Below are 25370 nucleotides of genomic sequence, written 5' to 3'. Positions count from 1 at the left end.
CACGAACATGAATTTTTTGACGCATATTGGGCGTCAACTCTTTGTAAGGGAGAAGAAATCCATGAGTGAACTGGTGATTCGCAATTTGCATGTCGCAGTCGATGGCAAGGAGATCCTCAAAGGTGTGGATCTGGTCGTCCCTCAGGGGGAAGTGCATGCCTTGATGGGCCCCAACGGCACGGGCAAATCGACGCTGGCCTACGCCCTGATGGGGCGGCCTGGGTATGAGGTCATCGAAGGAGAAGTGTGGTTCAAAGGGCAGAACATTCTGGAACTGGCACCGGAGGAGCGGGCTCAATTAGGGCTGTTCCTGGCCTTTCAGTATCCGGTGGCGGTTCCGGGGGTCACGGTGGCGAACTTTCTCCGGGCGGCATTGAATGCCAAGCGGAAAGTGGAAAACCCCGAGGATCCGGGGATTTCCATTCCCGAGTTCCGCAAATTGCTTATGGAGCGGATGGCGATGCTCAAAATGGCCCCCGACTTTGCGGGCCGGTATCTCAACGACGGGTTCAGCGGTGGCGAGAAGAAGCGCACAGAAGTGTTGCAAATGGCGGTGCTGGAGCCGGAAATCGCCATCCTGGATGAAACCGATTCCGGGCTGGATATCGATGCCCTGCGCACCGTATCCGAGGGTGTCAATCTCTTGCGCGAAAAACTTAACTTGGGCGTGTTGGTCATCACCCACTATCAGCGCATTTTGCGCTACATTCGACCCGATTATGTGCACATCATGATGGACGGGCGCATTGTGGAGTCCGGCGGGCCTGAACTGGCCGAGCATTTGGAGCAGCATGGGTATGAGTGGGTCAGGGAACGCGCGGCGTAGCCCAAGGAGGCGAGCATGAGCACCGACGAACGACTGCTGGAAGGTCTGGACGAATATCGCTACGACTTCAAAACCCCAGAGCGCTATGTGTTCAAGGCCCGCAAGGGGTTGGATGAAGAAATCGTGCGCCAGATTTCTTACATGAAGGGTGAGCCGGAGTGGATGTTGGAGTTCCGGCTGAAGGCGCTCAAACACTTTATGGAACGGCCCATGCCCAATTGGGGTGCGGACCTTTCGAAATTGAATTTCGACGACATTTACTACTACATCAAGCCCACGGACCGGGAAGGGCGTTCGTGGGATGAGGTGCCTGAGGAGATCAAGGAGACCTTTGAGCGTTTGGGCATTCCCGAGGCCGAGCGCAAGTTCTTGGCCGGTGTGGGTGCTCAGTTCGAGTCAGAGATGGTTTACCATCGGGTGCTTGAATCCCTGGAACAGCAGGGCGTCATTTTCAAGAGCATTGAGGATGGTCTGCGCGACCACCCTGACCTGTTTCGGGAGTATTTTGGCACCGTGGTGCCTTACACCGATAACAAGTTCGCCGCGTTGAACAGCGCCGTGTGGTCCGGTGGCTCTTTCGTCTATGTGCCGCCGGGGGTGAAGGTGGATTTGCCCTTGCAGGCTTACTTCCGCCTCAACGCGGCCAATATTGGGCAATTCGAGCGCACGCTGATCATCATCGATGAGGGCGCTCAGGCTCACTATGTGGAGGGTTGTACCGCGCCTATCTACTCCACCGATTCGTTGCACACGGGCGTCATCGAGGTCATCGTCAAACGTGGGGCGCGTTTCCGCTACACCACCATCCAGAACTGGTCGCATAATGTATACAACCTGGTCACCCAGCGGGCTTTAGTGTACGAGCACGCTACCATGGAGTGGGTGGACGCCAATGTGGGCTCGAAGGTGACGATGAAGTATCCCTCCTGTGTGCTGCTGGGCGAGGGGGCCCACGGTGAGGTGCTTTCCATGGCCTTTGCCTCCAAGGGGCAGCACCAGGACGCGGGTGCCAAGATGATCCATGTGGCCCCCAACACCACGAGCAAGATCGTCTCCAAGTCCATCTCCAAGGACGGCGGTCGGGCTTCGTACCGGGGATTGCTCAAAGTGTATCCTGGGGCCACAGGCGTCAAGTCCAGCGTGGTCTGCGATGCCTTGATTCTGGACCCGCAGTCCCAGTCGGACACTTATCCCTACATGGAAATCGAAGAGGACGATGTGACCATCGGCCATGAGGCTACGGTTTCCAAGGTGAACGACGAGCAGTTGTTCTACCTGATGAGCCGTGGTCTGAGCGAAGAGGAAGCCGCGACGATGATCGTGGCGGGCTTCATCGAGCCGCTGGTCAAAGAACTGCCCATGGAATACGCCATCGAGATGAACCGTCTTATCCAGTTGCAAATGGAAGGTTCGGTAGGCTAAGGAGAGAGCATGACCGCGAAAGCCAAAGTTGTCGTTCGCAAAGCCCGCTCCCGGCACAAGGGAGCCTTGACCATCCCCTGGCACGCCGAAGACATCCGTGCGGGTGCAGAGACGGTGGCCGCTTTCCGACGAGAGGCCTGGGCGCGCTTTCAGACGCTCCCCTGGCCCACCACCAAGGACGAGCCCTGGCGGCGCACGGATATCTCGGGGCTGGAATTAAATACTTTCCGTTTCCCCGCTGCCTCGGACCTCGAAGGGGTGCCCCCGGCCCCTAAGGAATTGACCCGCCCCCTGGTGGGTGACCGCCACGGGGGACACCTGGTGCTCTCCCCGCACGGGGTGGAGCGGCACATGGACCCCGATTTGGAAGCCCAGGGGGTGCTGTTTGTGGATCTGGCCACTGCCGAGCAGAAGCACACCGAGTTGCTTATGCAGGTGTTGGGGCGGGTAGTGCGCCCCGAAGAAGGCAAATTTGCCGCTCTGGCGGCTGCCTTGGCGCGCAACGGAGTTTTCGTCTATGTGCCCAAAGGGGTAGAGGTGACGGCACCCCTGCACACCCTGGTTTGGGGGCCCGGCGCGCGAATGGCCTATATCGACCATGTGGTCATCTGGGTTGATGAAGGCGCTTCGTTGACTTATGTGCACGAAAGCGCCTCGCCCACGGAGGATGAGCCGGCCTTCCACGCGGGCATCGTGGAGATTGTTGTGGCCGACGGCGCCAGCCTGCGCTTCGTGGAACTGCAATCCTGGGGCGAGCACATGTGGCACTTTACCCACGAGCGGGCCCGCGTGGGAAGGGATGCCTCCCTGGACTGGGTGTTTGGCGCTCTGGGTAGCCATCTGACCAAGAATTTCACCGATGTGGACCTGGTGGCGCCGGGCGCTACGGCGCGCGTATCGGGTTTTTACTTCACTGATGGCGTGCAGCACCTGGACCATGATACCCAGCAGAACCACCTGGCACCCTACACCACCAGCGACCTGCTCTACAAAGGCGCGCTCAAGGACCGCAGTCGCTCCGTCTGGCAAGGGATGATCTATGTGGCTCCTGGCGCCGTAGGCACCGATGGCTATCAGGCCAATCGCAACCTGATCCTCAGCCCTCACGCGCGGGCCGACTCGATCCCCGGCTTGGAGATCAAGGCCGACGATGTGCGCTGCACCCATGGCGCCACGGTGGGCAAGGTGGACCCCGAAGAGATGTTCTACCTGCGTTCGCGGGGCATCCCGGAAGAAGAGGCCTTGCGGCTCATCGTGGAGGGCTTCTTTGACCCCATCATGCAGCGTATTCCCTTTGAAGGCGTGCGGGAGCGTTTCCAACAGGCCATCACGACCAAGATGGGGTAGAATTGGGGCGACTGCGCGGCCCGGGATGGGCTGGGTAAGCCATCCTTTGCGCGGATCCTTTTTGAGGAGGTGGCGTTTATGCCTGGCAAGGTGGTCTTCTCATCGCCCCCCGAGGAAGAGCATCTCTTCCAGGTCGGCGACAAGGTGGAAGTGTACTGCGACCATGACGACGACCAGGGACAACGCACTCGGGGCTGGCTGGAGGGGGTTGTGGTGCAGGCGGATGAAAAGATGGTGGCCGTGCAGTTTCAGCGCAATGTCTATCTGACCGACGGCTGGATGGTCCCGGATCGAGTGCTTTGGTGCCCGCAGCACTCGAAGCAAATTCGTCCGGCGCGGCGGCGCCGACGACGGAAGTGATCGTTCCCCCGCGGCCCCTGGAAAGCGCCAGGGGTCGCGGTTTTTGCGTCACGAATCCGAAGTTGAAGTAAGAAAATCCGGGAGCATGCAGAGGATGGGATCCAAGCATGCGAGCGTGCCGTAGCCCAAATCCCTCGCCATGATCCGAAAGAGGCGAAAAAATTCGCGTTTTACGGTATCATATACAGCAAACGTTTCATGTCCGGGGCTCATCCTGCAATCGAGGAGGTGGAATGATGACGCATTCATCTTCCTGGCCTGGTGTGGATTTGTTCGCCAAAGTGGCCGAGTTTACCGAGGCCAAGGAGGCCATGGCCGCCGGGTATTATCCCTACTTCATCCCCCTGGACGAAAACGAAGGCACCGAAGTGACCTACAAAGGTCATCGGCTGATCATGTGTGGCTCCAACAATTACCTGGGGTTGACCACGCACCCCAAGGTGCGCGAAGCGGCCATCGAAGCCATCCGCAAGTACGGCACCTCGAACACCGGTTCCCGCTTCCTCAACGGCACGCTGCGGTTGCATAAGGAACTGGAAGAGGAATTGGCCGATTTCGTGGGCAAAGAGGCGGCTTTGGTGTTCAGCACAGGCTACCAGACGAATTTGGGCACCATTCAGGGGCTGGTCGGACGGCACGATACCGTGATCCTGGACCGGGACGACCACGCCAGCATCGTGGATGGCTCGGTGCTCTCTCAAGGGCGGATTCTGCGCTTCAGGCACAACGACATGGCCGATCTGGAGCGGGTGCTCCAGAAAGCTAATCCAGAGCATGGGCGTCTGGTGGTGGTGGATGGCGTGTACAGCATGGGCGGCGATATTGCCCCGCTACCGGAGTTGGTGCGTCTTTGCCGCAAGTACGGCGCCCGCCTGATGGTGGACGACGCGCACAGCATGGGCGTCCTGGGCCCTCAAGGGAACGGCACCGCGGCCCATTTTGGCCTGACCGATGAGATGGACCTTATCATGAGCACCTTCAGCAAGTCCTTCGCCTCGTTGGGCGGCTTCATCGCGGGGGATGCGGATGTGGTGCATTACATCCAGCATTTTGGTCGCTCGATGATTTTCAGTGCCAGCATCCCTCCGGCCAATGTGGCGGCAGCGCGGGCGGCGTTACAGATCATGAAAGAGGAGCCGGAGCGCCGGGAGCGCTTGTGGCAGATCGCCCGCCGGATGAAGCGCGAACTTTCCGCCATGGGGTGGGATACGGGCAACAGCGAAACGCCCATCGTCCCCATCATCGTGGGCGATGACATGAAAACCATCTTCCTCTGGAAACGGCTTTTCGAGGAAGGGGTGTTCGTCAATCCGGTGCTGCCCCCGGCCGTACCGCCCAACAGGAGCCTGTTGCGCACCTCATACATGGCTACCCACACCGACGCCCAGTTGGACCGGGTGCTGGAGGTTTTCCACAAGGTGGGCTGGGAGTTGGGCCTGATTGGCTGAGGGCGAGGCTGTGTGGGCGGCTTGCTCCACCAGGAGCAGGCCGCCTCGGGCTTTCCGGAGGTGGGGGCTCGGCGGGGAGGGCTTGCTTTGCATTGTTGTGGTGGGCTTGATGGGGTTTGAGGCCAGGCGCGGCTTGTGGCTCTCGGTTGGCGTGCTTTCCCCCGGTGGGAAGGGAGGGTGCCCCTGGCGGAAAAGAACTACTTGGCCCCGGTCGGCGACTGGTTGAACTCTTCGCTGGGCGGTGGTATATTTCGTGTGGGGGATTTGTTATGAACCGCGGCAGTGTTGAGGAAAGAGGAGGAAAAAGATGGCTACCCAGATCAGGGCCTCTTCAGCTGCAGAGCGCGCAAAAGTTTTTGGAGGCTCTGTTTGCCCCTTTGTACCCGCGTCCCTTGGCCGTGCGTTTTTGGGACGGAAGCGAATGGCCCGACGAGACCGAGAGCCCGGCCTTTACATTGGTGCTCAAACATGCGGCCGCCTTGCGGCGGATGTTCAGCGATGTGTCCAGCGATTTGAGACTGAGGGAAGCGTACATCTACGACGATTTTAACATCGAAGGAGATATCTTTGCCGTGTTCCCGGTCGCCGATCGCTTGGGAGAAAAGGCTCGCCTTTTGCGCATGTTGCATCGCCGGCTCAGGCCCGAAATCCGGCGTTGGCGGATGGCCCGCTTGCGCGGCAAGCGGCACAGCATCCAACGCGACCGGGAGGCTATCCGCATATCACTACGATGTGCCCAGTGAGTTCTATGCCTTGTGGTTGGACAGGAATATGGTCTATTCGTGCGCTTACTTTCGCACCGGTGAGGAAGACATTGATACCGCTCAGGAGTAGAAACTGGATTACATTTGCCGCAAGTGGTGTTTGCAACCTGGTGAGCGATTGTTGGACATCGGTTGCGGTTGGGGAGCGCTGGTCATCCATGCGGCCAAACATTACGGTGTAGAAGCGGTGAGGATCACCTTGAGCGAGAACCAATATCGTTGGGCGCAAGAATGGATCCGCCGTGAGGGCCTGAAAGGCAAGGCACGCGTGGAACTGCGCGATTACCGCGAAATGGATGAAGTGGAAGCTTTCGACAAACTGGTCAGCGTGGGCATGTTCGAGCATGTGGGCGAGGAGGTGCTTCCCGTGTACTTCCAGCAGGCGTATCGCCTTCTCAAGCCGGGCAGCGTGTTCCTCACCATGCTATCGCCCGTAACGCTAATCGCCCCTGGCAACGAGGCACTTTCAGCGATCGCTAGGTCTTCCCCGACGGGGAGTTGGTTCCCATCTGGCTGACCCTCCAGGCGGCGCAGGAAGTGGGTTTTGAGGTCCGTGATGTGGAAAGCCTGCGGGAGCACTACGCACTTACCCTGCGCCACTGGGTGCACCGCCTAGATGCTCACCACGAAGAAGCGGTGAGCATCGCTGACGAGACGACCTACCGCATATTGCGGTTGTTCATGTCGGGGTCGGCGCACAATTTTGCGAAAGGGCGCCACGAGGTATACCAGACGCTGCTGGTAAAATCTAAGGGCGCTCCCAGCGGCCTCTCCTGGACGCGGGAAGACCGGTATTATCGGGAGGAAGATTGAGCAGCCTCGAAATTCGGATTGTGCAGGCGGATAGCCGCGTGATGCCCGAACTGGCCGATAGCAGCATTGATCTGGTGGTCACTTCGCCGCCCTATTGGCATCTCAAGGATTATGGTGTACCGGGCCAGTTGGGCTATGGGCAAAGCCTGCATGAGTATTTGCGGGACCTTTATCGTGTGTGGGCCGAGACTTTCCGTGTGTTGCGTCCAGGTCGCCGGTTATGCATCAACATCGGCGATCAATTTGCTCGTTCCGTTGTTTATGGGCGTTACAAGGTCATCCCGTTGCATGCCGAGGTGATTGCTCAATGCGAGCAAATCGGTTTCGATTACCTGGGCGCTATTATCTGGCAAAAGCGCACCACCATGAACACTACGGGTGGGGCTACGGTCATGGGGTCGTATCCCTTCCCACCGAATGGCATTGTGGAAATTGACTACGAGTACATTCTCCTTTTCAAAAAGCCTGGGCGAAGCCTGCGTGTACCTGCAGAGGTCAAGGAGGCCTCCCAATTGAGCAAAGAGGAGTGGAAAACTTACTTTAGTGCTCATTGGGCCTTTGGTGGGGCCCGCCAGGTGGAGCACGAAGCCGTGTTCCCGCCTGAATTGCCCCGGCGGTTGATTCGCATGTTCTCGTTTGTGGGCGAAACGGTGTTGGATCCCTTCGCGGGTAGTGGCACTACTTTAGAGCAGGCGGTACGCTTGGGACGAAATACTGTGGGGTATGAAATCAATCCTCGTTTTGTGGAGGTCATTCGGCAGCGTCTGGCTGCCGTGGTTTCGCCCATGTTTGGGCCGCATATGCGTTTCGAAGTCCGTCACGAAAACCCCCCTTTGCCACCGGTGGATTATACGCCTCGCATCCAGGATGCCAGACCAAAGGTCTCGCCAGATAAATTACGCTTTGGCCCCAAGGCGCTTTATCGGGTGCGCCGTGCTGAGGCGGATGGGACCCTGGTCCTCGACACGGACCTGCGGGTAAGGCTGTTGGGAGTTGAGGTCACGGATAGCGAGGGGTTTGCGGCTTATGCGCAGCGTTATTTGTATGGCAAACAGGTGTTCCTCAAGTTCGACGCCCCCGAGCACGCTGTTGAGAAATCCGAACAGGTACGAGCCTATGTGTATTTGAAGAATCGGATTTTCGTCAATGCCTATTTGTTGAAAGCGGGGCTGGCCCGACCCAGCGGCGAAGCCCACCGGTTGTCTCGTCGTTTTGCCACGCTATGGCAGGAGCGGCAACAACGAGGGAATGGAAGACATGGCTAAAGAGTGGATTCTCAACATGGCTACCAACCGTTGGGGGTTGAACAAAAAGCGCAGTGTGGGCCCGGTTTCCGAGTGGATTCGTGAGGCGGCCCCACGCACCGAAGAAGAGTGGGAACAAGCCTATTACCAGCGGCTGGCTGAAATGCTTCAACACCGAGGTGTTCCGCTTTCGCCGCAGGCCTATTTGCACTCTCTGGGTGAGCGTTTGTTCGTCAAAGTAACCGAGGTGGTTCGAGCAGAAATCGAAGAGGTGACTTTGGAGGACTGTATTGCCTACATCCACAACCTGGCACTGTGTGATGCATTCTACGGTTTCTAAAGGAGGCCCTATGCCCAAACCTGATTTCTCCGCTATCCTTGATGTGCCCCGCATTCGGCAGGATTTCCCGGTGTTGCAGCGTGAGGTGCGCCCTGGGGTGCCCTTGGTTTACCTGGATTCCACGGCCACCAGCCAGAAGCCGCGCCAGGTGGTCGAGGCCGTCGCGGATTTCTACCTTCATCACAACGCCAATATCCATCGCGGCATCCATACGCTGGCCGAAGAGGCTACCGCGGCGTATGAAGAAGCCCGGGCGAAGGTGGCGCGCTTCATCAACGCGGCTTCTCCCCGCGAGATCGTCTTTGTGCGCAACGCCACCGAGGCCATCAACCTGGTGGCCTATGCCTGGGGCCGCGCCAACCTCCAACCGGGCGATGTGGTGCTGCTCACCGAAATGGAGCATCACGCCAACCTGGTGCCTTGGCAGATCCTCGCTGCCGAGCGCGACATTCGCCTGGAGTTTATGCCCGTCACCCCGGAAGGGCTGCTCGATCTGGACGCCTTGCCCCGCCTGTTGGCCATGGAGCCCAAGATGGTGGCTTTTTCCGGCATGTCCAATGTCACGGGAGTCATCACCCCAGCGGCGGAGATCACCCGTCAGGCCCATGAGGCTGGGGCGGTGGTGTTGCTGGATGGCGCCCAGTTGGTCCCCCATGTGCCGGTGGATGTGCAGGCCTTGGGTGTAGATTTTATGGCCTTTTCGGGGCACAAGATGCTGGGGCCTACGGGCGTGGGTGTGCTCTATGGCCGTCGCGATTTGCTCGAAACCATGCCGCCTTTCCTGGGGGGCGGCGACATGATCCGGCGGGTGGAACTGCGCTCCTTCGTGGCCAATGAAGTGCCGCATAAGTTTGAGGCGGGCACGCCTCCCATCGCTGAGGCGGTGGGTCTGGGCGCGGCCATCGACTACCTGAATGCGATTGGCATGGACAAAATCGCCGCCTATGAGCACGCCATTGGCGCTTATGCTCTGGAGCGACTGCGCGAGGTGCCCGGCCTGCGCATCTTTGGTCCGGATATCGAGCACAAAGGCGCCGTGTTCGCCTTTTGGCTTGAGGAGGCCCATCCTCATGATGTGGCCCAGGTGCTGGATTACTACGGTATTGCTGTGCGGGCCGGTCATCACTGTGCCCAGCCCTTGCACGCGCAGTTCCGTGTTCTGGCCACCGCGCGCGCCAGTTTCTATCTGTACAACACGCCGGAGGAAGTAGATAAACTGATGGATGCCCTTTACAAGGTCAAAGAGATGTTTGGCTAAATTTCCCCTCGGAGGCTTTTATGGAAGACTTGTACCGCGAAGTGATCATCGACCGCTACAAAAATCCCCGGTTTCGTGGGCGCCTCGATCCCCATGACATTGTGTTTGAAGACGACAACCCCACCTGTGGGGATCATATCCATATCGAACTGCAGGTAGATGAACAGGGGCGGGTCCGGGCTGCCCGCTTCGATGGTCACGGTTGCACTATCTCCCAGGCCTCGGCCGATTTGCTCATGGAGCACATTCAAGGTAAAACCCTGGATGAGCTCAAAGCCCTGACCAAAGAGGACATCCTCGCTTTGCTGGGCATTCAGTTGGGCCCGGTGCGCTTAAAGTGTGCTTTGCTGCCCCTGAAAGTGCTCAAGGCTGGGGTGTATGGGTTGAGCAAGGAGCAAGTCAGCGACGATTTGGTGGAGTGAGCCATGGCTGAGACACGGTATACTTTTTATGAGGTAGCTTCTCTGGATGAGATCCCCCCGGGAGAGCGGTTGCTGCTCGAAATCGAGGGGTTTCTCATCACGCTTTTCAATGTGAGCGGTGAATTGTTCGCCGTGGACGACACCTGCTCCCACGAGGATTGTTCCCTGGGCGAAGGGGATCTGGAGGGGTACGAGATCATCTGCCCCTGCCACTTTGCCCGTTTTGACATTCGCACGGGCAAGGTGCTCGCGCCGCCGGCCGTGGTGGACATTGCCACCTACCCGGTGCGCGTCGAGAACGGTAAAGTGTTCGTCGGCGTTCCTGAAGAGGCAACCTGATGCCGGGAGGGGAACGAGCAACAGCCCCTGGGAGGAGTCCCCTCCCAGGGGACGGTTCGTTTCCCACGGGTTCAGTTTGCCGGACTTGGGGGTTGGATCTGAACCCTGGGGCAGGGCGCTCCCCGGGGGATCATCCCATCCCCAGGAGCCACAACACAGCGCCCCCGGACAAAAGCCCCAACCCGCTCCCGGCCAGCACATCCAGGGGGTAGTGCGCTCCCAAGGCGATGCGTCCCAGCGAGACCAGTAAGGCCAGGAGAGCGAGCAGCGGGGGCAACCAGGTTTGGCCGGGAAACGTTGCGCTGAGGGTCAGCGTCAGGAACCACACCCGCAATGCATCGCCACTGGGGAAGGATGGGTCGTGGGGCACGCGCGGCTGCTGCAGGTGGGCCTCGGGCAAAGCGCGGAAGGGGCGTGGTCGGCGCAAAGTCAACTTGACGGCCCGCTCTCCGGCGGCGGCCAGCAGGTAGATCGCCGGCGCGGCCCACCAGGGCCTCAACCGCCACGCCAGCACCAGGAGAAAGGCCAGGGTGGGTGGGGAGGTGCCCCACAGCCAGAGCACACGGAAAAAGCGAGGCCAGCGCCCTCGGCTCAGGGGGCGATGGAGGAGAACGAAGAGGCGGGTGTCGGCCTGCGCCGCCACCGGCAGACGATGGGCCAGACCCAGCACGAACAGCGTCCCGCCGAGGAGCATCCAGCCTGTTCCGTTCATGTCAGCTCCTGCAGAGCATCGGGCCAAACTGGGTAGTACATCAGCCATTGCTCCGGGTGTTGGCAGATGTGTGCTTCGACCTCGGCCAGCACCTGCTGGGCGTTGGCCCGGATATCGCGTTTGCGATCGCCTGTTTGTTCCATTTCGATGGGCTCGGAGAGGCGGAGGTGGTATTGCCCGTCAGGCGTCATCGAGATGCTGATCACCTGAATGGGTACCTGGGCGTCCATGGCCATGCGCACGTGGCCCACAGGGAGGGCCGCCGGCCGTCCGAAGAAAGTGAGCGTCTCTTTTTTGCCCGGTACCGGACGGTCCACCCCGGTGGCGACCACGCCCCCCTGGCGTAGCCGACGCAGGGCGTCCCGCAACGTGTCTGGGCCAATGGGGGTCACCTCCAGGCCGCTGCGTTGGCGAATTTCGTTTTGCCATTGGTAGCCGCTGGTGGGGGAGGCAATGGCCAGGACCAGCGCCTGCAAGCCGCTGTAGCCCATGGCCAGCATGCCCAGGTCGAAGTTGCTCAAATGGGGCGCCACCACGACCACGCCTCGTTGGGCCTTTTGGGAGCGTTGGATCAGGTCGAGAGCCTTTTCGTCGAGGTGCACTTTGGCCCGAATGGCCTGGGGGTCGGCCAGGTAATGGTAGAAGTCGTACTGGCAACGAGCCCCGTGGTGGAGCACTTGGCGCACGCGCGCTTCCAGGGCGGCACCGCGTAGTTTGCCCCTGGAAACCACATACTGGTTCACCCGTACCGCCTGCACGATGGTCGAGTGGCGGAACCGATAGATCAAATTGGCCAGTCGGCGGCCTACCCAATAGCCCGCCCAGGGCGGCAAACTGCGCGCCAGAAAGAGTGCCAAAGCAACACCGTAGCGGCTGTTGGTGAAGGCTTGCAGATCCATATGGGGCAATCCTTTGAGGGAAGATGGTGCGATGATTCCCCATGGAGGCTCAGGGCGTGGCTGCGCCGGACGTCAATGTGCCGCCCCCTGGGGAGGTTCTTTGAGCAAACTGACCCCTTCGGCCAGGACCGGAATGCCCCGGGCCAGCGACCAGAGCACGGCGGCCCAGGTGAACGCCAGCGCCAACACATGGATGGGGTGTTGCCAGGAGGTCCAGGGTGCGTTGGGGGTGTGCAAGGCCAGGTCGGCCGTGAGCAGGGCGAAAGCCATGGCTTTGATGAAGCCGAAACTGCTGCGCATGAAGCGTGAGGCCACCAGAAAGCGACTGAGGGGCGAGCGTAACTGCTCGAAAGGCGGTTTGCCGCTGCTCATGCCCACGGCACGGATAGCGTCCACCGTGGTGCCGCGCACGATGAAAATCAGGGGAACGATGACGGGGATGAGCCGCAGGTGGGCAAAAACGACCCACAACATCACTTCCAGCGTGCGATCGGTGGCGATATCCAGGGCCGAACCCAGCAGGCTGGTTTCCCCCCGGGCGCGGGCGATGATGCCGTCCACCGAGTCCATAAGGATGATCAAGAGGATGAAAGGCACGCACCAGAGGCGGACGGTGAAGTTCCCGTAGTAAAGAAGGGCGACATAGAGGAACAGCAGGGGAAAGCGAAGCAGGGTGATGGTGTTGGCCATAGGTCTCTTGCCACTCCAAGAAAGGTTTGGGTGGTTAGTTTAACACATTTTCCGGGGTTGGCTCAATCGCGAGGGGGCGTCAGGGAGACCGGGATTGCGCGCTCGATTTCGATGTGGGTGAGACTCACCCGGCAGGTGTAGGCGTGCACCGCGACGCCACAATCCGCCGCCTGTTGGAGCACGGCGGGGAATTTGGGGTCGGCTTCCGGATGCGGGGCGAAGGATTCGGCGTCGGGCCGTTGCACAAGGAAGATGACCGCCGCCCGCTGACCACGCTGTGCCAGGGCACATAGATCGGCCAGGTGGCGGCGGCCCCGGGCGGTCGGTGCATCGGGAAACAAGGCCACGCCGCGATTGACCAGGGTGACTGATTTGGTTTCGATCCACCAGGCGCTGTTTTGAGGACCGCTCAGGTACAGGTCCAGGCGGCCCTCTCCATGGGCCGGTTCGGTTTGCACCTCCCATTGGTCTCCGGGGGCTCTCAACCAGCCGTCGAACAGACCGGTGGGGAGCGCTTCGGCAAACAATTTGGGGGGCAGGCGGGCGTCGATGGACACCAACACCTGATCGGTGTATTGCACCAGGAGCAAATCGTAAGCCGTCTTGCGCCCCGGTCTGGTGGCGGGGTGCACATACACCGGCACATAGGGCCGAAGCAGATCCGTCAAGCGCCCGGAGTTGGGCACATGGGCGGCGGCATAGGAGCCATCGATGAACACCTCGGCGCGAAAACGGTTGACGCGCCGCAGGAAAGCCGCCGAGCGAAGCAAAGGAAGTTTCACGATGACCTGTCCTTGGGGATGAGGATGGCGTTGACCAGGCGCTCCAGGCGTTGGTAATGAGAGCCTTGCCAGTAAATGCGCCCGCATTGGGGGCATCGGTGGAACTCGTCGAAGTATCGTTTGGTCAGGGGCTGGAGCAGGTGCACAATCTCCGCTTTGGGCACGGGCTCCAACAGGCCGTTGCAGGCCAGGCATCGCTGGAAGGGCCGGGCATGTTCGCGCAGGGCGAATCGTTCCACCACTTCGCGGAGTTGCGCTTCGGGCTTCAGATGGCGTATCCAGTAGCCATGGCGCACAATTTTCCGTTTGAGCAGGTCCCGATCGCGGGTGAGCAGGATGCGCTCCTCTGCCGCGGCCCGTTGCGCCAGTTCGGGGTCATCCACCTGGGGTTGATACCAGGTGTCGAAACCCAGAAGGCGCAGGTAAGCGGCCAGCCGTCCCAAATGGCCGTCCAGGGCGAAGCGAATGTCCTCGGTGCCGGGATGACCGTTGGGGGTGGGGTGGGCTTCGATGTAGTCCCCTGGGCGGACCAGGTAATCCAGGGAAACGGGCTGCCCATTGGCGTACACCTGGCCGATTTCGGGGTGGGGCACGTCGAGCCCTTCCAGCAGGTGCTTCACTGATTGGGGGCCGCTAAAGGTGACGGGGATGACCTTCCCGCGCTGCTGGGCGGGGAGGAAGTCTTCCAGGATGCCGTAGAGCCGAAAGAGGGCTTGGGTCATGTTAGCAAAGGGGCAGGTGAGGCCGGTGAACAACGCAGCGATAGCCCGGACAGACCAGGATGGGACGCAACTCGGCTAGACGGCGGGTCGAGCGGCAAGCTTGCTCTTGCTCCCAGGTGTTGATCCTGTGGGAGACCACCATCTGCCCGCGCCGATGGCGGGTGGCCTCCCCGGCAAAGAGAATGCCGTGGTGGGGAAGGTAGAAGGCCATCAGGGTGAGGTCGTCTTCATCCACCAACAGGTAGGCGTTGACCCCCAGCAGTTGGATTTGGTAAAGAAAAGGGCGCACCTGAAGGATACTCATCGGTCGGTTGTCCCGGCGTTTGGGATTATTATACCGATTTTGGCGCCAGAGGAGGAAAGAAAAAGCGGAGGGAATATCTCCCTCCGCGGGGTTGGTTTTCCCGGATAGATTCAGGCCACCACTTCATCGGCCTCAGGGGACAGTTCGTAGCCCTCGCGGCGCAGGGCTTTTTTCAGGTCCACCAGCGACTTGTGGCCAAACCCTTCGATCTCCAACAGGGCCTTGGGCCCCTCGGCTAGTTTTTCGAGCACCTGGCCGGCCTTGGTGATGCCTGCCTTGGCCAGGGCGTCCACCGCCCGCTTGCTCAGGCCGAAATCGGTCAAGGGCCGCTCGGGGGAGGTGCGGGCTGCCTTGCGCGCCTCTTGCTCGGCCACATACCTCTTGTGGGCCTCCAGGCGACGCAGGAAGCGATCCACATGGCCTTCTGTATCCACGATGCGCTGCTCGCCCGTGAAGAAAGGATGACATTTGGAGCACACATCGGTGTGAATCACCGGAACCGTGGCGCCCGTGGTCCAGGTGTTGCCGCAAGCGCAGATGACCTTCGCATCAGGGTACCACTTTGGATGAATTCCCTGTTTCATATCTCTTCCTTCCCGTTGAACATCGAGGAGTTAGTTTTCCGCCAGGGGGAGCACACTGACCTGTTTGCGTCTGCCACGGATGGTTTTGTAAACCACCACGCCGTCAATCTTGGCGAACAGGGTGTAATCGCTCCCCATGCCCACATTGGCGCCTGGGTAAATCTTGGTGCCCCGCTGGCGAACCAGGATGTTGCCCGCCCGAACGAACTCACCGCCGAATTTCTTCACACCCAGGCGTTTGGATTCGCTATCTCGACCGTTGCGGCTGGAACCGCCACCTTTTTTGTGAGCCATAACTCCACTCCTTACCCTTGGGATTACCCGACCACAATATCCTGGATGCGCAAGCGGGTGTATTGCTGGCGATGGCCTTTCTTCCGGCGGTAGCGCTTGCGCGGTTTGTACTTGAAGACGATGATCTTTGGCCCTTTGATGTGGGCATCGACCATGGCTTTGACCTTGGCTCCCGCCACGACGGGGTCGCCCACGAGGATTTGCTCCCCGTCGGCCACCAGCAGCACCTGATCGAGTTCGATGGCGCTCCCTTCCTCAAGGGGAAGGCGGTCGACCTCGATGGTGCTGCCGGGGACGGCTTTGTATTGTTTGCCGCCTTGTTCGATGATAGCATATTTCATACGGATTCCTCCAGACTTCACTTCGCCGTTGCCGTCGCCAAAATGGGCCACGCAACGGGGAAGTTGGAATACAACCCCCCTGAGGCACAGCATGCCTGCGCTCAGGGCCGCCCCATTATACTGGGGAGCGGCAGGTGTGTCAATGAAAATCTCTCCTTTGTGCTTGACATGGAGGCTGAGGGTGTGGTATGCTGCCCGCGTTGCTTCATTATAATAGAGGCTGGCTCGAGGGAGGGGCGGTGGAGGACGAGCGCCTGTGTTGGGTGGGGTTTCATCTGGTCAAAGGGATTGGCCCGGCGCGATTTCGTCGCTTGCAGGAGACCTTTGGCAGCCTGCGGGCCGCCTGGGAGGCGCCTCCTGCCCGCTGGCGGGAGGCCGGTCTTTCGGCTGAGTTGGTCGCCCGCCTGGTGCGTTTACGGGCCACGGTGGATTTGCCCGGTTTGGTGGCCCGTTGGGAGGCGCAGGGCATTCGGGTGCTCACCTGGGAAGATGAGGAGTATCCCCAGCGCCTGCGGCATATCCCTCAGTCGCCCCCTGTGTTGTATATCCGCGGCGCGTTGCGCCCCGAGGACGATTGGGCCGTGGCGGTGGTGGGCACCCGCAAAGTCACGCCCTATGGCCGCCAGGTGGCTTTGGAGGTGGCCGAGACGCTGGCCCGCCACGGCGTGACGGTGGTCAGTGGGTTGGCCCGCGGGGTGGATGGCCTGGCCCACAAGGCTGCGTTGGAGGTCGGCGGACGCACCATCGCTGTGTTGGGTTCGGGGGTGGATCGGATTTATCCCCCGGAGCACCGTCGCCTGGCTGAACGTATTTTGACGCACGGGGCCTTGGTTTCCGATTATCCGCCGGGAACCCCGCCGGAAGGTGCCAACTTCCCGCCCCGCAACCGGATCATCTCCGGGCTGGCGCTGGCGGTGGTGATCGTCGAGGCCGGGATGAAAAGTGGTGCGTTGGTCACCGCTTCCTTTGCCGCCGACCAGGGCCGCGAGGTGTTTGCCGTGCCCGGAAGCATTTACGCGCCTCAGAGCCAGGGAACCAACTGGCTGATCCAGCAAGGCGCCCGCCCGCTGCTGCGCCCCCAGGAGGTGCTGGAGGCGTTGGAGTTGTCCCTACTGCCCGTGCGGCGGGAGGCCCGGCGGGTGCTGAAAGTGTCGCCCAGCGAGCAGCAGGTGCTCAAGTTCCTGGGCGCCGAACCGGTGCATGTGGATGACCTCAGCGCCCAGGCGGGCCTGCCAGTGCAGGAAGTACTGGCCACGCTGGCCCTGTTGGAACTTAAAGGTCTGGTGCGCCAGGTGGGCAGCATGAGTTATGTGCGCCTGGGCGAAGCAGGAACCTCGTACCGTGTGGAGGAGGTATGAAGCCCCACTACTACGCTGTGATCATGGCAGGTGGCGGCGGCACGCGGCTGTGGCCGCTTTCCCGCCGCGCCCGGCCAAAACAGATGCTGGCCATTTTGGGAGGGGATACTCTGTTTCAGGCCACGGTAGCCCGATTGCAGGGGCTCTTCGCGCCGGAGCAGATTTTTGTGGTCACCGTGGAAGACCAGGCCGCCGCCCTCCAGCAGCAAGCTCCTCAGGTTCCCCCGGCGAATTATTTGCTGGAACCGGCCCCGCGCGGTACGGCCTCGGTGGTAGGTTTGGCGGCCGTGGCACTGAAACAGCGCGACCCCGAGGCCGTGATGGCGGTGTTGCCTTCGGACCACTTCGTGCGGAATGTCGGACGCTTTCAGCAGTTGCTCCGGGCCGCCTACGAAGTGGCTCAGGAGGGCTTKCTGGYCACCCTGGGCATCACGCCTACTTATCCCGCCACCGGATACGGCTACATCCAACGAGGGGAGTCTCTGGGYACYTACGAGGGYCTGGAGGCGTATMGGGTCCRGCGCTTCAAAGAGAAGCCGCCGCGCGAGCAGGCCGAGGCGATGCTGGCCCAGGGCGGCCACTCCTGGAATTCGGGGATGTTCGTCTGGCGGGYGGAGACCATTTTGGCTGAGATCCARCGCCAGATGCCCRGGTTGTACSARGGATTGCTCGARATCGAGSGGGCGTGGGCCACACCYCAGCGCGAGCAGGTCATTCAAARGGTGTGGCCCGGCCTGGAGATACAGACCGTGGACTACGGGGTGATGGAGGGGGCCCGCCAGGTGGCGGTGATCCCGGCCGGGGGTGTGGGCTGGAGTGATGTGGGTAGTTGGGAGTCTCTCTTTGAGATACTGACACCGGATGAGGCAGGAAATTTGAATTTTGGCGGCAAGCACATCAGCCTGGACAGCGAGGGTGTCTTGGTGTACACCAACGATCTGGTGGGCTCTGAAGTGGAACGCCTTATTGTGACCATTGGTGTCCGTGATCTCATTGTGGTGGATACGGGTGATGTCATGCTGATCTGCTCCCGGGAGCAGGCGCAACGCGTGCGTGAAGTGGTCAGGCAGTTGCGTGACCAGGGCGAAGATCGATATCTTTAGACAGGGAGGCAACCTTGGAAGCCTATTGTGTCAAGTGCAAAACCAAGCGCGAAATGCAGGACCCCACACCGACGTTTACGGCCTCGGGCACGCCGGCCACGAAAGGGACCTGCCCGGTGTGCGGCACGACGCTTTTTCGGATGGGCCGTACGCCGGCCCATGAGGGGCTGACCCCACCACCAAAGACAAAGAAGAAGCGTCGGGAGTCGCGAGGCAAAGGAAAGTTGGTCATTGTCGAGTCGCCGGCCAAGGCCCGCACCGTGGGCCGATATTTGGGAAAAGGCTACACGGTCAAGGCCTCGGTGGGGCATGTGCGTGACTTGCTGCGTTCGCAGTTGTCCGTGGATGTGGAGCACGGCTTCAAGCCCAAGTACCGCGTGCCCAATGAGAAACGGCCGGTGGTCAAGGAAATCAAGGAATTGGCCAAGAAAGCCGAGGAGATCTACCTGGCCACAGACCCCGACCGGGAAGGCGAGGCCATCGCCTGGCATCTCATGGAAGCAGCCGAAATGGACCCCCAGCGTGTCAAGCGGGTGGTTTTCCATGAGATCACCAAACCGGCCATCGAGGAGGCCTTTGCCCATCCGCGGGGCATTGACATGCACCTGGTCAACGCTCAACAAGCCCGCCGCATTCTGGATCGCCTGGTAGGCTACAGCCTCAGCCCCCTGTTGTGGCGCAAGGTGCGAGGGCGCCTTTCGGCCGGGCGGGTGCAGTCGGTGGCGCTGCGGCTTATCGTCGAGCGCGAGCGGGAAATCGAACAGTTCGTCCCCAAGGAGTACTGGACGATTGCCGCCGAGTTCCGCCCCGAGGGGAGGGACAAGACCTTCGTCGCCCGCCTGGTGCGCCTCGATGGGCAGGAGCCGGAGTTGGGCAGCGAGGCCGAGGTGCAGCCTGTGCTGCAGAGCATGGAAAAGGCTTCGTATGTGACAACCAAGGTGCAGCCGGGGCAGCGCCGCCGCCGTCCCAGTGCTCCTTTCACCACCAGCACCATGCAGCAAGAGGCTTCCCGCCGCCTGGGCTTCACGGCACAGCGCACCATGTCCATCGCCCAACAGTTGTACGAGGGTTTGGATGTGGGCGAGGGCGGCACCACGGGTCTGATCACCTACATGCGCACCGATTCGACCAATGTCTCCACGCTGGCGCAGAAAGAAGCGCGGCGCTTCATTCGTGAGCAGCACGGCGAAAAGTTCCTGCCGGATAAACCGCCCAGATACCGCACCCGGGCCCAACGGGCACAGGAGGCTCACGAAGCCATTCGTCCCACCTCGGTGTACCGCACGCCGGAGAAGATCAAGCCTTACCTCACCCGTGACCAGTACCGGCTGTACAAACTCATCTGGGCGCGTTTTGTGGCGTCGCAGATGGCCCCGGCGCTTTACGATACGCTCACGGTGGAAATCACCGGCAAGGAGGGCGAACATACCTATTTGCTGCGGGCGACCGGGTCGGTGCTGCGCTTCCCCGGTTTTCTGGTCGTGTATGAAGAAGCCAAAGACGAGGACAGCAAGGAAGCCAATGGGGATACCGGGGACATTCCGCCGGATTTGCAGAAAGGGCAGCCTCAAACCCTGGTGCGGCTTATTCCCGAGCAGCATTTCACTCAGCCGCCGCCGCGCTACACAGATGCGACCCTGGTGCGCACCCTGGAGGAGTACGGCATCGGACGGCCCTCGACCTATGCGCCCATCCTCTCCACCCTGCAGCAGCGGGGCTATGTGCGCCGCGAGGGCAAACGGCTCATCCCCACCGAGACGGGGCGGCTGGTCAACGACCTGCTGGTGGAATGGTTCCCCGATGTGTTGGATGTGGGCTTTACGGCGCGCATGGAAGAAGATTTGGATCGGATTGCCGCTGGTGAGCGCCCCTGGGTGGAGGTGGTGCGCGAGTTCTATGAGCCATTCAGCGCCAAAGTCAAGAAAGCCGAAGAGAAAATGCCCGAAAACAAACAGGGGCCGGAGCCCATCGGGCGTAAGTGCCCCAAATGCGGCGGCGAGTTGGTGGTGCGTTGGGGCCGCTACGGCAAGTTCATCAGTTGCAGCAACTTCCCCAAGTGTCGCTACACCGAGCCGTGGTTGGAGAAAATCGGGGTTAAGTGTCCCCAATGCGGCGGCGATTTGGTGCGTCGGCGGACGCGCCGTGGGCGGGTGTTCTACGGCTGCTCCAACTATCCCAAGTGCGACTTCACTTCGTGGAAGTTACCGCTGCCCACGCCGTGCCCTGAATGTGGCGGGCTTCTGGTGCAGGCCAACAAGCGCCAGGCCCGGTGCCTCTCTTGCGAGGCCACCTTTGCCCTGGACGAACTCCCAAGCGAAACCACGCCTCAAGAGACACCGGCAACCGATTGAGTTGGCATGGATTTTGCAATGCTGAGGACGGCGTCATTTGCGTTGCCCTCTAAATTGGTCTACAATAAAGGAAGCACAGGGAAGAGCCTCGCTGTAAGCAGTCTTTCACCACACAGGAGCGTGGAGCCATGGAAAAGTTGAAAGCCCTCTTGAACCGCCCCGCGGTCGTCGCTGGTCTGGCTTTTGTGGTCGGGTTGTTTATCGGATTGGTGGTCTTGGGGTGGTGGCTATGGCCGGTGAAATGGACCAATGCTGCCCCCGCTCATTTGCGCGCGGACTACCAGGTCGATTATCTGCGTATGGCGGTGGACTCATATGTGCTGAACCAGGATGCCGACCTGGCCCGACAGCGTTACCAGGCCCTGGGAGACAAGGCCCCCCAGGTGCTGGATATGCTGCGGCAGAACCCGGGGAAGCAAAACCCGGCCCAGATAGAAAGTTTCGCGGCCATTGTCGCCGCCGGAACCCAGGGTGAACAACCGGGCGACCAGGCCACGCCCGCCGCTGCGGCGAAGAAGGGCCGGCTGGGGATTTTGGGCATTTTCCTCATCCTGGTAGGACTTCTGGTGCTGCTGGCCGTGGTGGCGGCGATAATTTTCATGGTGCGGCAACGGATCGCCTCGCCACGGGAGCCGGCCACCCCGATGGAATGGGAAAAGCAAATTGCCAACGAGTTGGAATCCACGGACTTCGCTGCGGAAGGACGTGAGCCGCCGCTGGCCCAGTTCAACTCGACTTATGTGCAAGGGGACGATTTGTTTGACGAATCCTATAGCGTGGACTCGCCTACCGGGGAATTCTTGGGCGAGTGCGGCGTGGGCATCGCCGACACCATCGGCGTGGGCGAGCCGAAGAAGGTCAGCGCCTTTGAGGTCTGGCTGTTCGATAAGAACGACATCCAGACGGTGACCAAGGTGTTGATGAGCGAACATGCCTTCAACGACGAGGCAACCCGGCAACGGCTGGCCACCAAGGGCGAACTGGTGTTGGCCGAACCGGGGCAGACCCTGGTGTTGGAGACGGCCACCTTACAGTTGGTCGCCCGCGTGGTGGATATGGCCTATGGTGAGGGGGCCTTGCCGGAGCACAGTTATTTTGAGCGCCTCTCGCTGGACCTGGCGGTTTGGCGCAAGGAATCGGCGGAGGAAGAGGAGGAAAGTTAGCCCCACTGGAGCACGAATGGCGTGGCAAAACAAAAGCGCCCCAAGGTACGGGGCGCTTTTCGCCTTTGAGACGCTGGGAGAGGCTAAAATTCCACCTGGAGGATGGTGACCCTGGAGGTGCCGGAAGCGGTGGTGATCTCCACCACATCGCCGGCTTTGTGCCCCAGCAGGGCCTTCCCGATGGGGGATTCGTGGGAAATCCGGCCCTCCACGGGGTTGGCCTCGGTGGGACCTACGATGGTGTAACTCTCCGGCGGATAGCCTTCCTGTTGAATGGTCACCGTGGCGCCCAGGTCCACGGTGTCCTTCTGTCCGTTGTTTTCGATGATGATGGCCCGCCGCAGCAGGGTTTCCAGTTCTTGAATGCGCCCTTCCAGGAAGCCTTGCTCTTCTTTGGCGGCGATGTAGTCGGCGTTCTCCGAGAGATCGCCCATTTGGATGGCCTGGCGAAGACGCTCGGCCAGTTCCTGGCGCTTCACGGTTTTGAGGTATTCCAGTTCTTCTCTGAGCTGTTGAGCCCCTTCGGGAGTCAGGTAGGGGCGCTCGTTGTTCGCGCTCATTTTCGCTCCTTGCCCAGTGTGTTGATTGACGAGGGATCTCCTATTTTACTCAAAGGCCGGGGTTTTGGGTAGATTTGGCGATGGGTTGCTCGACTTGGCTGGGTTTCTGTTTGAAATCCATGTATAATCAGAGCAACCCCATGACGCAGGGCGTTGGAGGAGCCGGACATGGCTGGAGAGCCACACATCCCTTTAGGGAAGACAGAGGTGCGCATCCCTCCTCTGGGCCTGGGGACCTGGGCCTGGGGAGATCGCCTTTTTTGGGGGTACGGACGGGCGTACACCGCGGCGGACATCGCAGAAGCCTTTCGTGTAGCCATAGAGGAGGGGGTGTTGTTCTTCGACACCGCCGAGGTCTATGGCAACGGGCGATCGGAGCGTTTTTTGGGCCAGTTTCTGGCGGATCTTCCGGAAGACGGACCGCGCCCCGTCATCGCGACGAAGTTTTTCCCATATCCCTGGCGGTGGCGCCCCCAGGCTTTGAGGCGCGCGCTGGAAGGAAGTTTGCAACGCCTAGGCCTGTCTCAGGTGGATTTGTATCAAATTCACTGGCCCTTCCCGCCGCGCTCGATGGATGTGTGGGTGCGGGCTTTGGGCGAGGCGGTGCAGGCAGGGCTAGCGCGTGCGGCCGGTGTGTCCAACTACAACCTCTCGCAAACCAAGCGCGCCCAGGCCATTTTGGAAGAGATGGGTCTGCCGTTGGCCTCCAATCAGGTGGAGTTCAGCCTGTTGCATCGCAAACCGGAGCAAGAGGGCTTGTTGGCATATTGCCGGGAACAGGGCATTACCCTGATTGCATACAGCCCGCTGGGCAAAGGGTTGCTGACCGGGAAGTACACGCCCGACAATCCGCCGCCAGGGGCGAGGCGACGGCGCTCCCCCCGGGCCTTTTTGGAGCGTCTGCAGCCTTTGATCGGCCTGCTGCGCGAAATCGGTCAGGGACACGGGAACAAGACACCCGCCCAGGTTGCCCTCAATTGGGTGATGTGCAAGGGCGCGGTGCCCATCCCTGGGGCGAAAAACGCGGCCCAGGCGCAAAGCAACGCGGGCGCCCTGGGCTGGCGATTGACCGAAGACGAGGTGGCTGCCCTGGACCGGGCCAGCGAGGCCATCCAGCGGTGAGAGAGGCCAGGGTGGGACGATTGTTAGGGCGTGTAGCCGTCATCACCGGGGGAAGCCGGGGGTTTGGGCTGGCGGTGGCGCGGGCGTTCGTGCGCGAAGGGGCGCGGGTGGTGCTGGCTTCCCGTTCCGCGGAGACCCTCCAGCGGGTGGTGGAGCAATTGGGCGGCCCGGAGACCGCTCTGGGGGTCCGGTGTGATGTGGCCCAACGGGAGCAGGTGGAAGCCCTGCTCGAGGTCGCTTTATCCACTTTTGGACGCCTGGATCTCTGGGTCAACAACGCCGGGGTGAGTTCCCCCTACGGGGGCACGGCGCATGTCCCCGTGGCGGATGGGGAGCGGATGATCCACACCAACATTCTGGGCGTGTATTACGGTGCGGTGGCGGCGCTGCGGCACTTCCTGGGCCAGGGGCGCGGCAAGTTGCTCAATATAGCCGGACGGGGCACACGCGGGCCGGTCCCTATGCTCAATTTGTACGGTGCCAGCAAGGCGTGGGTGCGCTCGTTCACCCTGGCGCTGGCCCGGGAATATCGCCAGAGTGGTGTGGGCGTATTTCTGCTCAACCCCGGCATGATGTTGACCGAGATGCTTCTGGACACGCCGGTGGTGGCCGGGTTTGAAGGGCCGTTGCAGGGCTACGGGCGGATTTTGTGCCTTTGGGCGCAACCGCCGGAGATTCCCGCTGAGCGGGCCGTTTTTCTGGCATCATCGGCCACCGATGGACGAACGGGCCTGGAAGTGCGCGTCATGACGCCGGGGTTTATGTTGCGGCAGACCGTGCGAAATTTCTGGCGTTGTTTTGTGCGTCGGCACCTCCCCACGGTGCAGTTGCGGCGTGTCCTGCCGGAGTTCGAGGCGCCCCGGTAAAATGATTTTCAAATGGAGGAGTGAACGATGGCCGAGTTTTACACGCTGGATCTGGACTTTCTGGGCCAGCCGGGCACCATTGCCAGTTACCTCATCCCCCACAAGCATGGCGTGATTCTGGTGGAATCGGGCCCGGGCTCGACCCTGGAGGGCCTCAAACGCGCTCTGGCCGAGCACGGCTACGCCCTGGACGATGTGACCGATGTGCTGCTCACCCACATCCACCTGGACCACGCCGGCGCTGCCGGGGCGTTGACCCAGCGCCATGGGGCGGTGGTGCATGTGCATCCCGTGGGCGCGCCCCACATGATCAACCCGGAGAAATTGCTGGCCTCGGCCGGCCGCATTTACGGCGATCAGATGGACACCCTCTGGGGCGAGTTCCTCCCGGTGCCCGAAGAGAAAATCCATGTAGTTCAGGACGAGGAGGAGATCGTCATCAACGGACGCAAGTTCCTGGTCCTGGATACGCCGGGACACGCCTATCATCACTATGTGTATCTTTACGAGGATGTGTGCTTCAGCGGAGACATTGGCGGCGTGCGTCTGCAGGGGCAACGGCATCTGCGCCTGCCCATGCCGCCGCCGGAGTTTCATTTGGAGAAGTGGCGCGCGAGCCTGCAACGATTGCGAGAAGCCGATTTTCGGGTGATTATCCCCACCCATTTTGGTCCTCATGAAGACGTGGACTGGCATTTGAGCGCCATCGAACGCGAGTTGAACCGGGTGGAGGCCTTCCTGGAAGAAGTCATGCCCCAGGAGCCTACGGAGACCGAGTTTCACGAGATGTTGATGGAATGGGTGCGTCGTCAGGCCCAGGCCGATGGGGTCTCCGAGGAGGTGCATCGGCTTTACGAGACGGCCAACCCCTCGTGGATGTCGGTCGCCGGGCTGATGCGCTACTGGCGTAAGTTCCGTGCGCCCAAGCAGGAGTGA

27 protein-coding genes and 1 pseudogene are annotated in these 25370 nt (G+C 61.0%); 18 read left to right on the top strand and 10 right to left on the bottom strand.

Going from position 1 to position 25370, the window contains the following annotated elements:
- Positions 1-61: 61 nt before the first annotated feature.
- From sufC to G4O04_01230, 11 genes and pseudogenes are all read left to right on the top strand, one after another.
- Positions 62-826, top strand: coding sequence for a Fe-S cluster assembly ATPase SufC (sufC, locus tag G4O04_01280; protein HEY57173.1), 765 nt, complete (start codon positions 62-64; stop codon positions 824-826).
- Between the two features lie 15 nt (positions 827-841).
- Positions 842-2248, top strand: a complete 1407-nt coding sequence (gene sufB / locus G4O04_01275) for a Fe-S cluster assembly protein SufB (protein HEY57172.1) — start codon at positions 842-844, stop codon at positions 2246-2248.
- Positions 2249-2257: 9 nt separating this feature from the next.
- A complete protein-coding gene (sufD, locus tag G4O04_01270; protein HEY57171.1) occupies positions 2258-3595 on the top strand; it encodes a Fe-S cluster assembly protein SufD in 1338 nt (445 codons plus the stop codon).
- Between the two features lie 78 nt (positions 3596-3673).
- Positions 3674-3955 carry a hypothetical protein gene (locus G4O04_01265; protein ID HEY57170.1) on the top strand — a complete coding sequence of 94 codons (282 nt, stop codon included), beginning with the start codon at positions 3674-3676 and terminating at the stop codon, positions 3953-3955.
- A gap of 263 nt (positions 3956-4218) precedes the next feature.
- The gene (locus G4O04_01260) at positions 4219-5403 is read left to right on the top strand and encodes an aminotransferase class I/II-fold pyridoxal phosphate-dependent enzyme (GenBank protein HEY57169.1); all 1185 of its coding nucleotides are present in this window, start codon (positions 4219-4221) and stop codon (positions 5401-5403) included.
- A gap of 269 nt (positions 5404-5672) precedes the next feature.
- Positions 5673-6980, top strand: a pseudogene (locus G4O04_01255) (class I SAM-dependent methyltransferase).
- Positions 6977-8245 (top strand): site-specific DNA-methyltransferase, encoded by a 1269-nt coding sequence (locus G4O04_01250; GenBank protein HEY57168.1) that lies wholly within the window; start codon positions 6977-6979, stop codon positions 8243-8245. The pseudogene G4O04_01255 and the gene G4O04_01250 overlap by 4 nt, the downstream one beginning before the upstream one ends.
- Positions 8238-8564, top strand: a complete 327-nt coding sequence (locus G4O04_01245) for an MjaI family restriction endonuclease (GenBank protein HEY57167.1) — start codon at positions 8238-8240, stop codon at positions 8562-8564. The genes G4O04_01250 and G4O04_01245 overlap by 8 nt, the downstream gene beginning before the upstream one ends.
- Before the next feature lie 10 nt (positions 8565-8574).
- Entirely contained in the window at positions 8575-9822 is a 1248-nt protein-coding gene (locus G4O04_01240; protein HEY57166.1) for a cysteine desulfurase, read from the top strand.
- A 20-nt stretch (positions 9823-9842) separates the two neighbouring features.
- A complete protein-coding gene (locus G4O04_01235; protein ID HEY57165.1) occupies positions 9843-10244 on the top strand; it encodes an SUF system NifU family Fe-S cluster assembly protein in 402 nt (133 codons plus the stop codon).
- Positions 10245-10247: 3 nt separating this feature from the next.
- Complete coding sequence (locus G4O04_01230; protein ID HEY57164.1) at positions 10248-10583, top strand: non-heme iron oxygenase ferredoxin subunit; 336 nt, start codon at positions 10248-10250, stop codon at positions 10581-10583.
- Between the two features lie 130 nt (positions 10584-10713).
- Here the strand turns inward: G4O04_01230 and G4O04_01225 are convergent, their stop codons facing one another.
- The 9 genes from G4O04_01225 to rplU all read right to left on the bottom strand — a co-directional run bounded on the left by G4O04_01225 (position 10714) and on the right by rplU (position 15911).
- Positions 10714-11295: a phosphatase PAP2 family protein gene (locus G4O04_01225; protein ID HEY57163.1), complete on the bottom strand. Its 582-nt coding sequence runs from the start codon at positions 11293-11295 to the stop codon at positions 10714-10716.
- Positions 11292-12194 (bottom strand): lysophospholipid acyltransferase family protein, encoded by a 903-nt coding sequence (locus G4O04_01220; protein HEY57162.1) that lies wholly within the window; start codon positions 12192-12194, stop codon positions 11292-11294. The genes G4O04_01225 and G4O04_01220 overlap by 4 nt, the downstream gene beginning before the upstream one ends.
- A gap of 72 nt (positions 12195-12266) precedes the next feature.
- Positions 12267-12884, bottom strand: a complete 618-nt coding sequence (locus tag G4O04_01215; GenBank protein HEY57161.1) for a CDP-alcohol phosphatidyltransferase family protein — start codon at positions 12882-12884, stop codon at positions 12267-12269.
- 62 nt (positions 12885-12946) lie between these two features.
- Positions 12947-13666 carry a DNA/RNA nuclease SfsA gene (sfsA, locus tag G4O04_01210; protein HEY57160.1) on the bottom strand — a complete coding sequence of 240 codons (720 nt, stop codon included), beginning with the start codon at positions 13664-13666 and terminating at the stop codon, positions 12947-12949.
- A complete protein-coding gene (locus G4O04_01205) occupies positions 13663-14388 on the bottom strand; it encodes a twitching motility protein PilT (GenBank protein ID HEY57159.1) in 726 nt (241 codons plus the stop codon). The genes sfsA and G4O04_01205 overlap by 4 nt, the downstream gene beginning before the upstream one ends.
- A 1-nt stretch (position 14389) precedes the next feature.
- Positions 14390-14692, bottom strand: a complete 303-nt coding sequence (locus G4O04_01200; protein ID HEY57158.1) for a hypothetical protein — start codon at positions 14690-14692, stop codon at positions 14390-14392.
- Positions 14693-14802: 110 nt separating this feature from the next.
- Complete coding sequence (rpmE, locus tag G4O04_01195) at positions 14803-15276, bottom strand: 50S ribosomal protein L31 (protein ID HEY57157.1); 474 nt, start codon at positions 15274-15276, stop codon at positions 14803-14805.
- A gap of 30 nt (positions 15277-15306) precedes the next feature.
- Positions 15307-15570 carry a 50S ribosomal protein L27 gene (gene rpmA / locus G4O04_01190; GenBank protein ID HEY57156.1) on the bottom strand — a complete coding sequence of 88 codons (264 nt, stop codon included), beginning with the start codon at positions 15568-15570 and terminating at the stop codon, positions 15307-15309.
- A 23-nt stretch (positions 15571-15593) separates the two neighbouring features.
- Positions 15594-15911: a 50S ribosomal protein L21 gene (gene rplU / locus G4O04_01185; protein HEY57155.1), complete on the bottom strand. Its 318-nt coding sequence runs from the start codon at positions 15909-15911 to the stop codon at positions 15594-15596.
- A gap of 188 nt (positions 15912-16099) precedes the next feature.
- Between rplU and dprA the strand changes: the two genes are divergently transcribed.
- From dprA to G4O04_01165, 4 genes are all read left to right on the top strand, one after another.
- Positions 16100-17269: a DNA-protecting protein DprA gene (dprA, locus tag G4O04_01180; GenBank protein HEY57154.1), complete on the top strand. Its 1170-nt coding sequence runs from the start codon at positions 16100-16102 to the stop codon at positions 17267-17269.
- Positions 17266-18372 carry an NTP transferase domain-containing protein gene (locus G4O04_01175; protein ID HEY57153.1) on the top strand — a complete coding sequence of 369 codons (1107 nt, stop codon included), beginning with the start codon at positions 17266-17268 and terminating at the stop codon, positions 18370-18372. Before dprA ends, G4O04_01175 begins: the two co-directional genes overlap by 4 nt.
- 53 nt (positions 18373-18425) lie before the next feature.
- Positions 18426-20723, top strand: coding sequence for a type I DNA topoisomerase (gene topA, locus G4O04_01170; GenBank protein ID HEY57152.1), 2298 nt, complete (start codon positions 18426-18428; stop codon positions 20721-20723).
- A gap of 128 nt (positions 20724-20851) precedes the next feature.
- A complete protein-coding gene (locus G4O04_01165) occupies positions 20852-21886 on the top strand; it encodes a hypothetical protein (protein ID HEY57151.1) in 1035 nt (344 codons plus the stop codon).
- An 83-nt stretch (positions 21887-21969) separates the two neighbouring features.
- Here G4O04_01165 and greA read toward each other — a convergent pair whose 3' ends face one another.
- Positions 21970-22446 (bottom strand): transcription elongation factor GreA, encoded by a 477-nt coding sequence (gene greA / locus G4O04_01160; protein ID HEY57150.1) that lies wholly within the window; start codon positions 22444-22446, stop codon positions 21970-21972.
- A 168-nt stretch (positions 22447-22614) separates the two neighbouring features.
- Here greA and G4O04_01155 point away from each other — a divergent pair, with 168 nt between their 5' ends.
- Genes G4O04_01155 through G4O04_01145 form a run of 3 tightly spaced genes read left to right on the top strand, consistent with a single transcriptional unit; the run spans position 22615 to position 25370 of the window.
- Positions 22615-23568: an aldo/keto reductase gene (locus tag G4O04_01155; protein HEY57149.1), complete on the top strand. Its 954-nt coding sequence runs from the start codon at positions 22615-22617 to the stop codon at positions 23566-23568.
- Between the two features lie 11 nt (positions 23569-23579).
- On the top strand, positions 23580-24434 hold the full coding sequence (locus tag G4O04_01150) for an SDR family oxidoreductase (protein ID HEY57148.1): 855 nt from the start codon (positions 23580-23582) through the stop codon (positions 24432-24434).
- Between the two features lie 27 nt (positions 24435-24461).
- A complete protein-coding gene (locus tag G4O04_01145) occupies positions 24462-25370 on the top strand; it encodes an MBL fold metallo-hydrolase (GenBank protein HEY57147.1) in 909 nt (302 codons plus the stop codon).

Source organism: Anaerolineae bacterium (genome assembly GCA_011176535.1).
GTDB lineage: Bacteria > Chloroflexota > Anaerolineae > Anaerolineales > DRMV01 > DUEP01.
Note: the sequence above shows the minus strand (reverse complement) of the source record. Positions and strands in the feature narration are given on the sequence as shown.

Coding starts and splice junctions, on each gene's coding strand:
- sufC (HEY57173.1), top strand. CDS start 62: ATGAGTGAACTGGTGATTCGCAATTTGCATGTCGCAGTCGATGGCAAG.
- sufB (HEY57172.1), top strand. CDS start 842: ATGAGCACCGACGAACGACTGCTGGAAGGTCTGGACGAATATCGCTAC.
- sufD (HEY57171.1), top strand. CDS start 2,258: ATGACCGCGAAAGCCAAAGTTGTCGTTCGCAAAGCCCGCTCCCGGCAC.
- G4O04_01265 (HEY57170.1), top strand. CDS start 3,674: ATGCCTGGCAAGGTGGTCTTCTCATCGCCCCCCGAGGAAGAGCATCTC.
- G4O04_01245 (HEY57167.1), top strand. CDS start 8,238: ATGGCTAAAGAGTGGATTCTCAACATGGCTACCAACCGTTGGGGGTTG.
- G4O04_01240 (HEY57166.1), top strand. CDS start 8,575: ATGCCCAAACCTGATTTCTCCGCTATCCTTGATGTGCCCCGCATTCGG.
- G4O04_01235 (HEY57165.1), top strand. CDS start 9,843: ATGGAAGACTTGTACCGCGAAGTGATCATCGACCGCTACAAAAATCCC.
- G4O04_01230 (HEY57164.1), top strand. CDS start 10,248: ATGGCTGAGACACGGTATACTTTTTATGAGGTAGCTTCTCTGGATGAG.
- G4O04_01225 (HEY57163.1), bottom strand. CDS start 11,295: ATGAACGGAACAGGCTGGATGCTCCTCGGCGGGACGCTGTTCGTGCTG.
- G4O04_01220 (HEY57162.1), bottom strand. CDS start 12,194: ATGGATCTGCAAGCCTTCACCAACAGCCGCTACGGTGTTGCTTTGGCA.
- G4O04_01215 (HEY57161.1), bottom strand. CDS start 12,884: ATGGCCAACACCATCACCCTGCTTCGCTTTCCCCTGCTGTTCCTCTAT.
- G4O04_01205 (HEY57159.1), bottom strand. CDS start 14,388: ATGACCCAAGCCCTCTTTCGGCTCTACGGCATCCTGGAAGACTTCCTC.
- G4O04_01200 (HEY57158.1), bottom strand. CDS start 14,692: ATGAGTATCCTTCAGGTGCGCCCTTTTCTTTACCAAATCCAACTGCTG.
- rpmE (HEY57157.1), bottom strand. CDS start 15,276: ATGAAACAGGGAATTCATCCAAAGTGGTACCCTGATGCGAAGGTCATC.
- rpmA (HEY57156.1), bottom strand. CDS start 15,570: ATGGCTCACAAAAAAGGTGGCGGTTCCAGCCGCAACGGTCGAGATAGC.
- rplU (HEY57155.1), bottom strand. CDS start 15,911: ATGAAATATGCTATCATCGAACAAGGCGGCAAACAATACAAAGCCGTC.
- dprA (HEY57154.1), top strand. CDS start 16,100: ATGCTGCCCGCGTTGCTTCATTATAATAGAGGCTGGCTCGAGGGAGGG.
- topA (HEY57152.1), top strand. CDS start 18,426: ATGCAGGACCCCACACCGACGTTTACGGCCTCGGGCACGCCGGCCACG.
- G4O04_01165 (HEY57151.1), top strand. CDS start 20,852: ATGGAAAAGTTGAAAGCCCTCTTGAACCGCCCCGCGGTCGTCGCTGGT.
- greA (HEY57150.1), bottom strand. CDS start 22,446: ATGAGCGCGAACAACGAGCGCCCCTACCTGACTCCCGAAGGGGCTCAA.
- G4O04_01155 (HEY57149.1), top strand. CDS start 22,615: ATGGCTGGAGAGCCACACATCCCTTTAGGGAAGACAGAGGTGCGCATC.
- G4O04_01145 (HEY57147.1), top strand. CDS start 24,462: ATGGCCGAGTTTTACACGCTGGATCTGGACTTTCTGGGCCAGCCGGGC.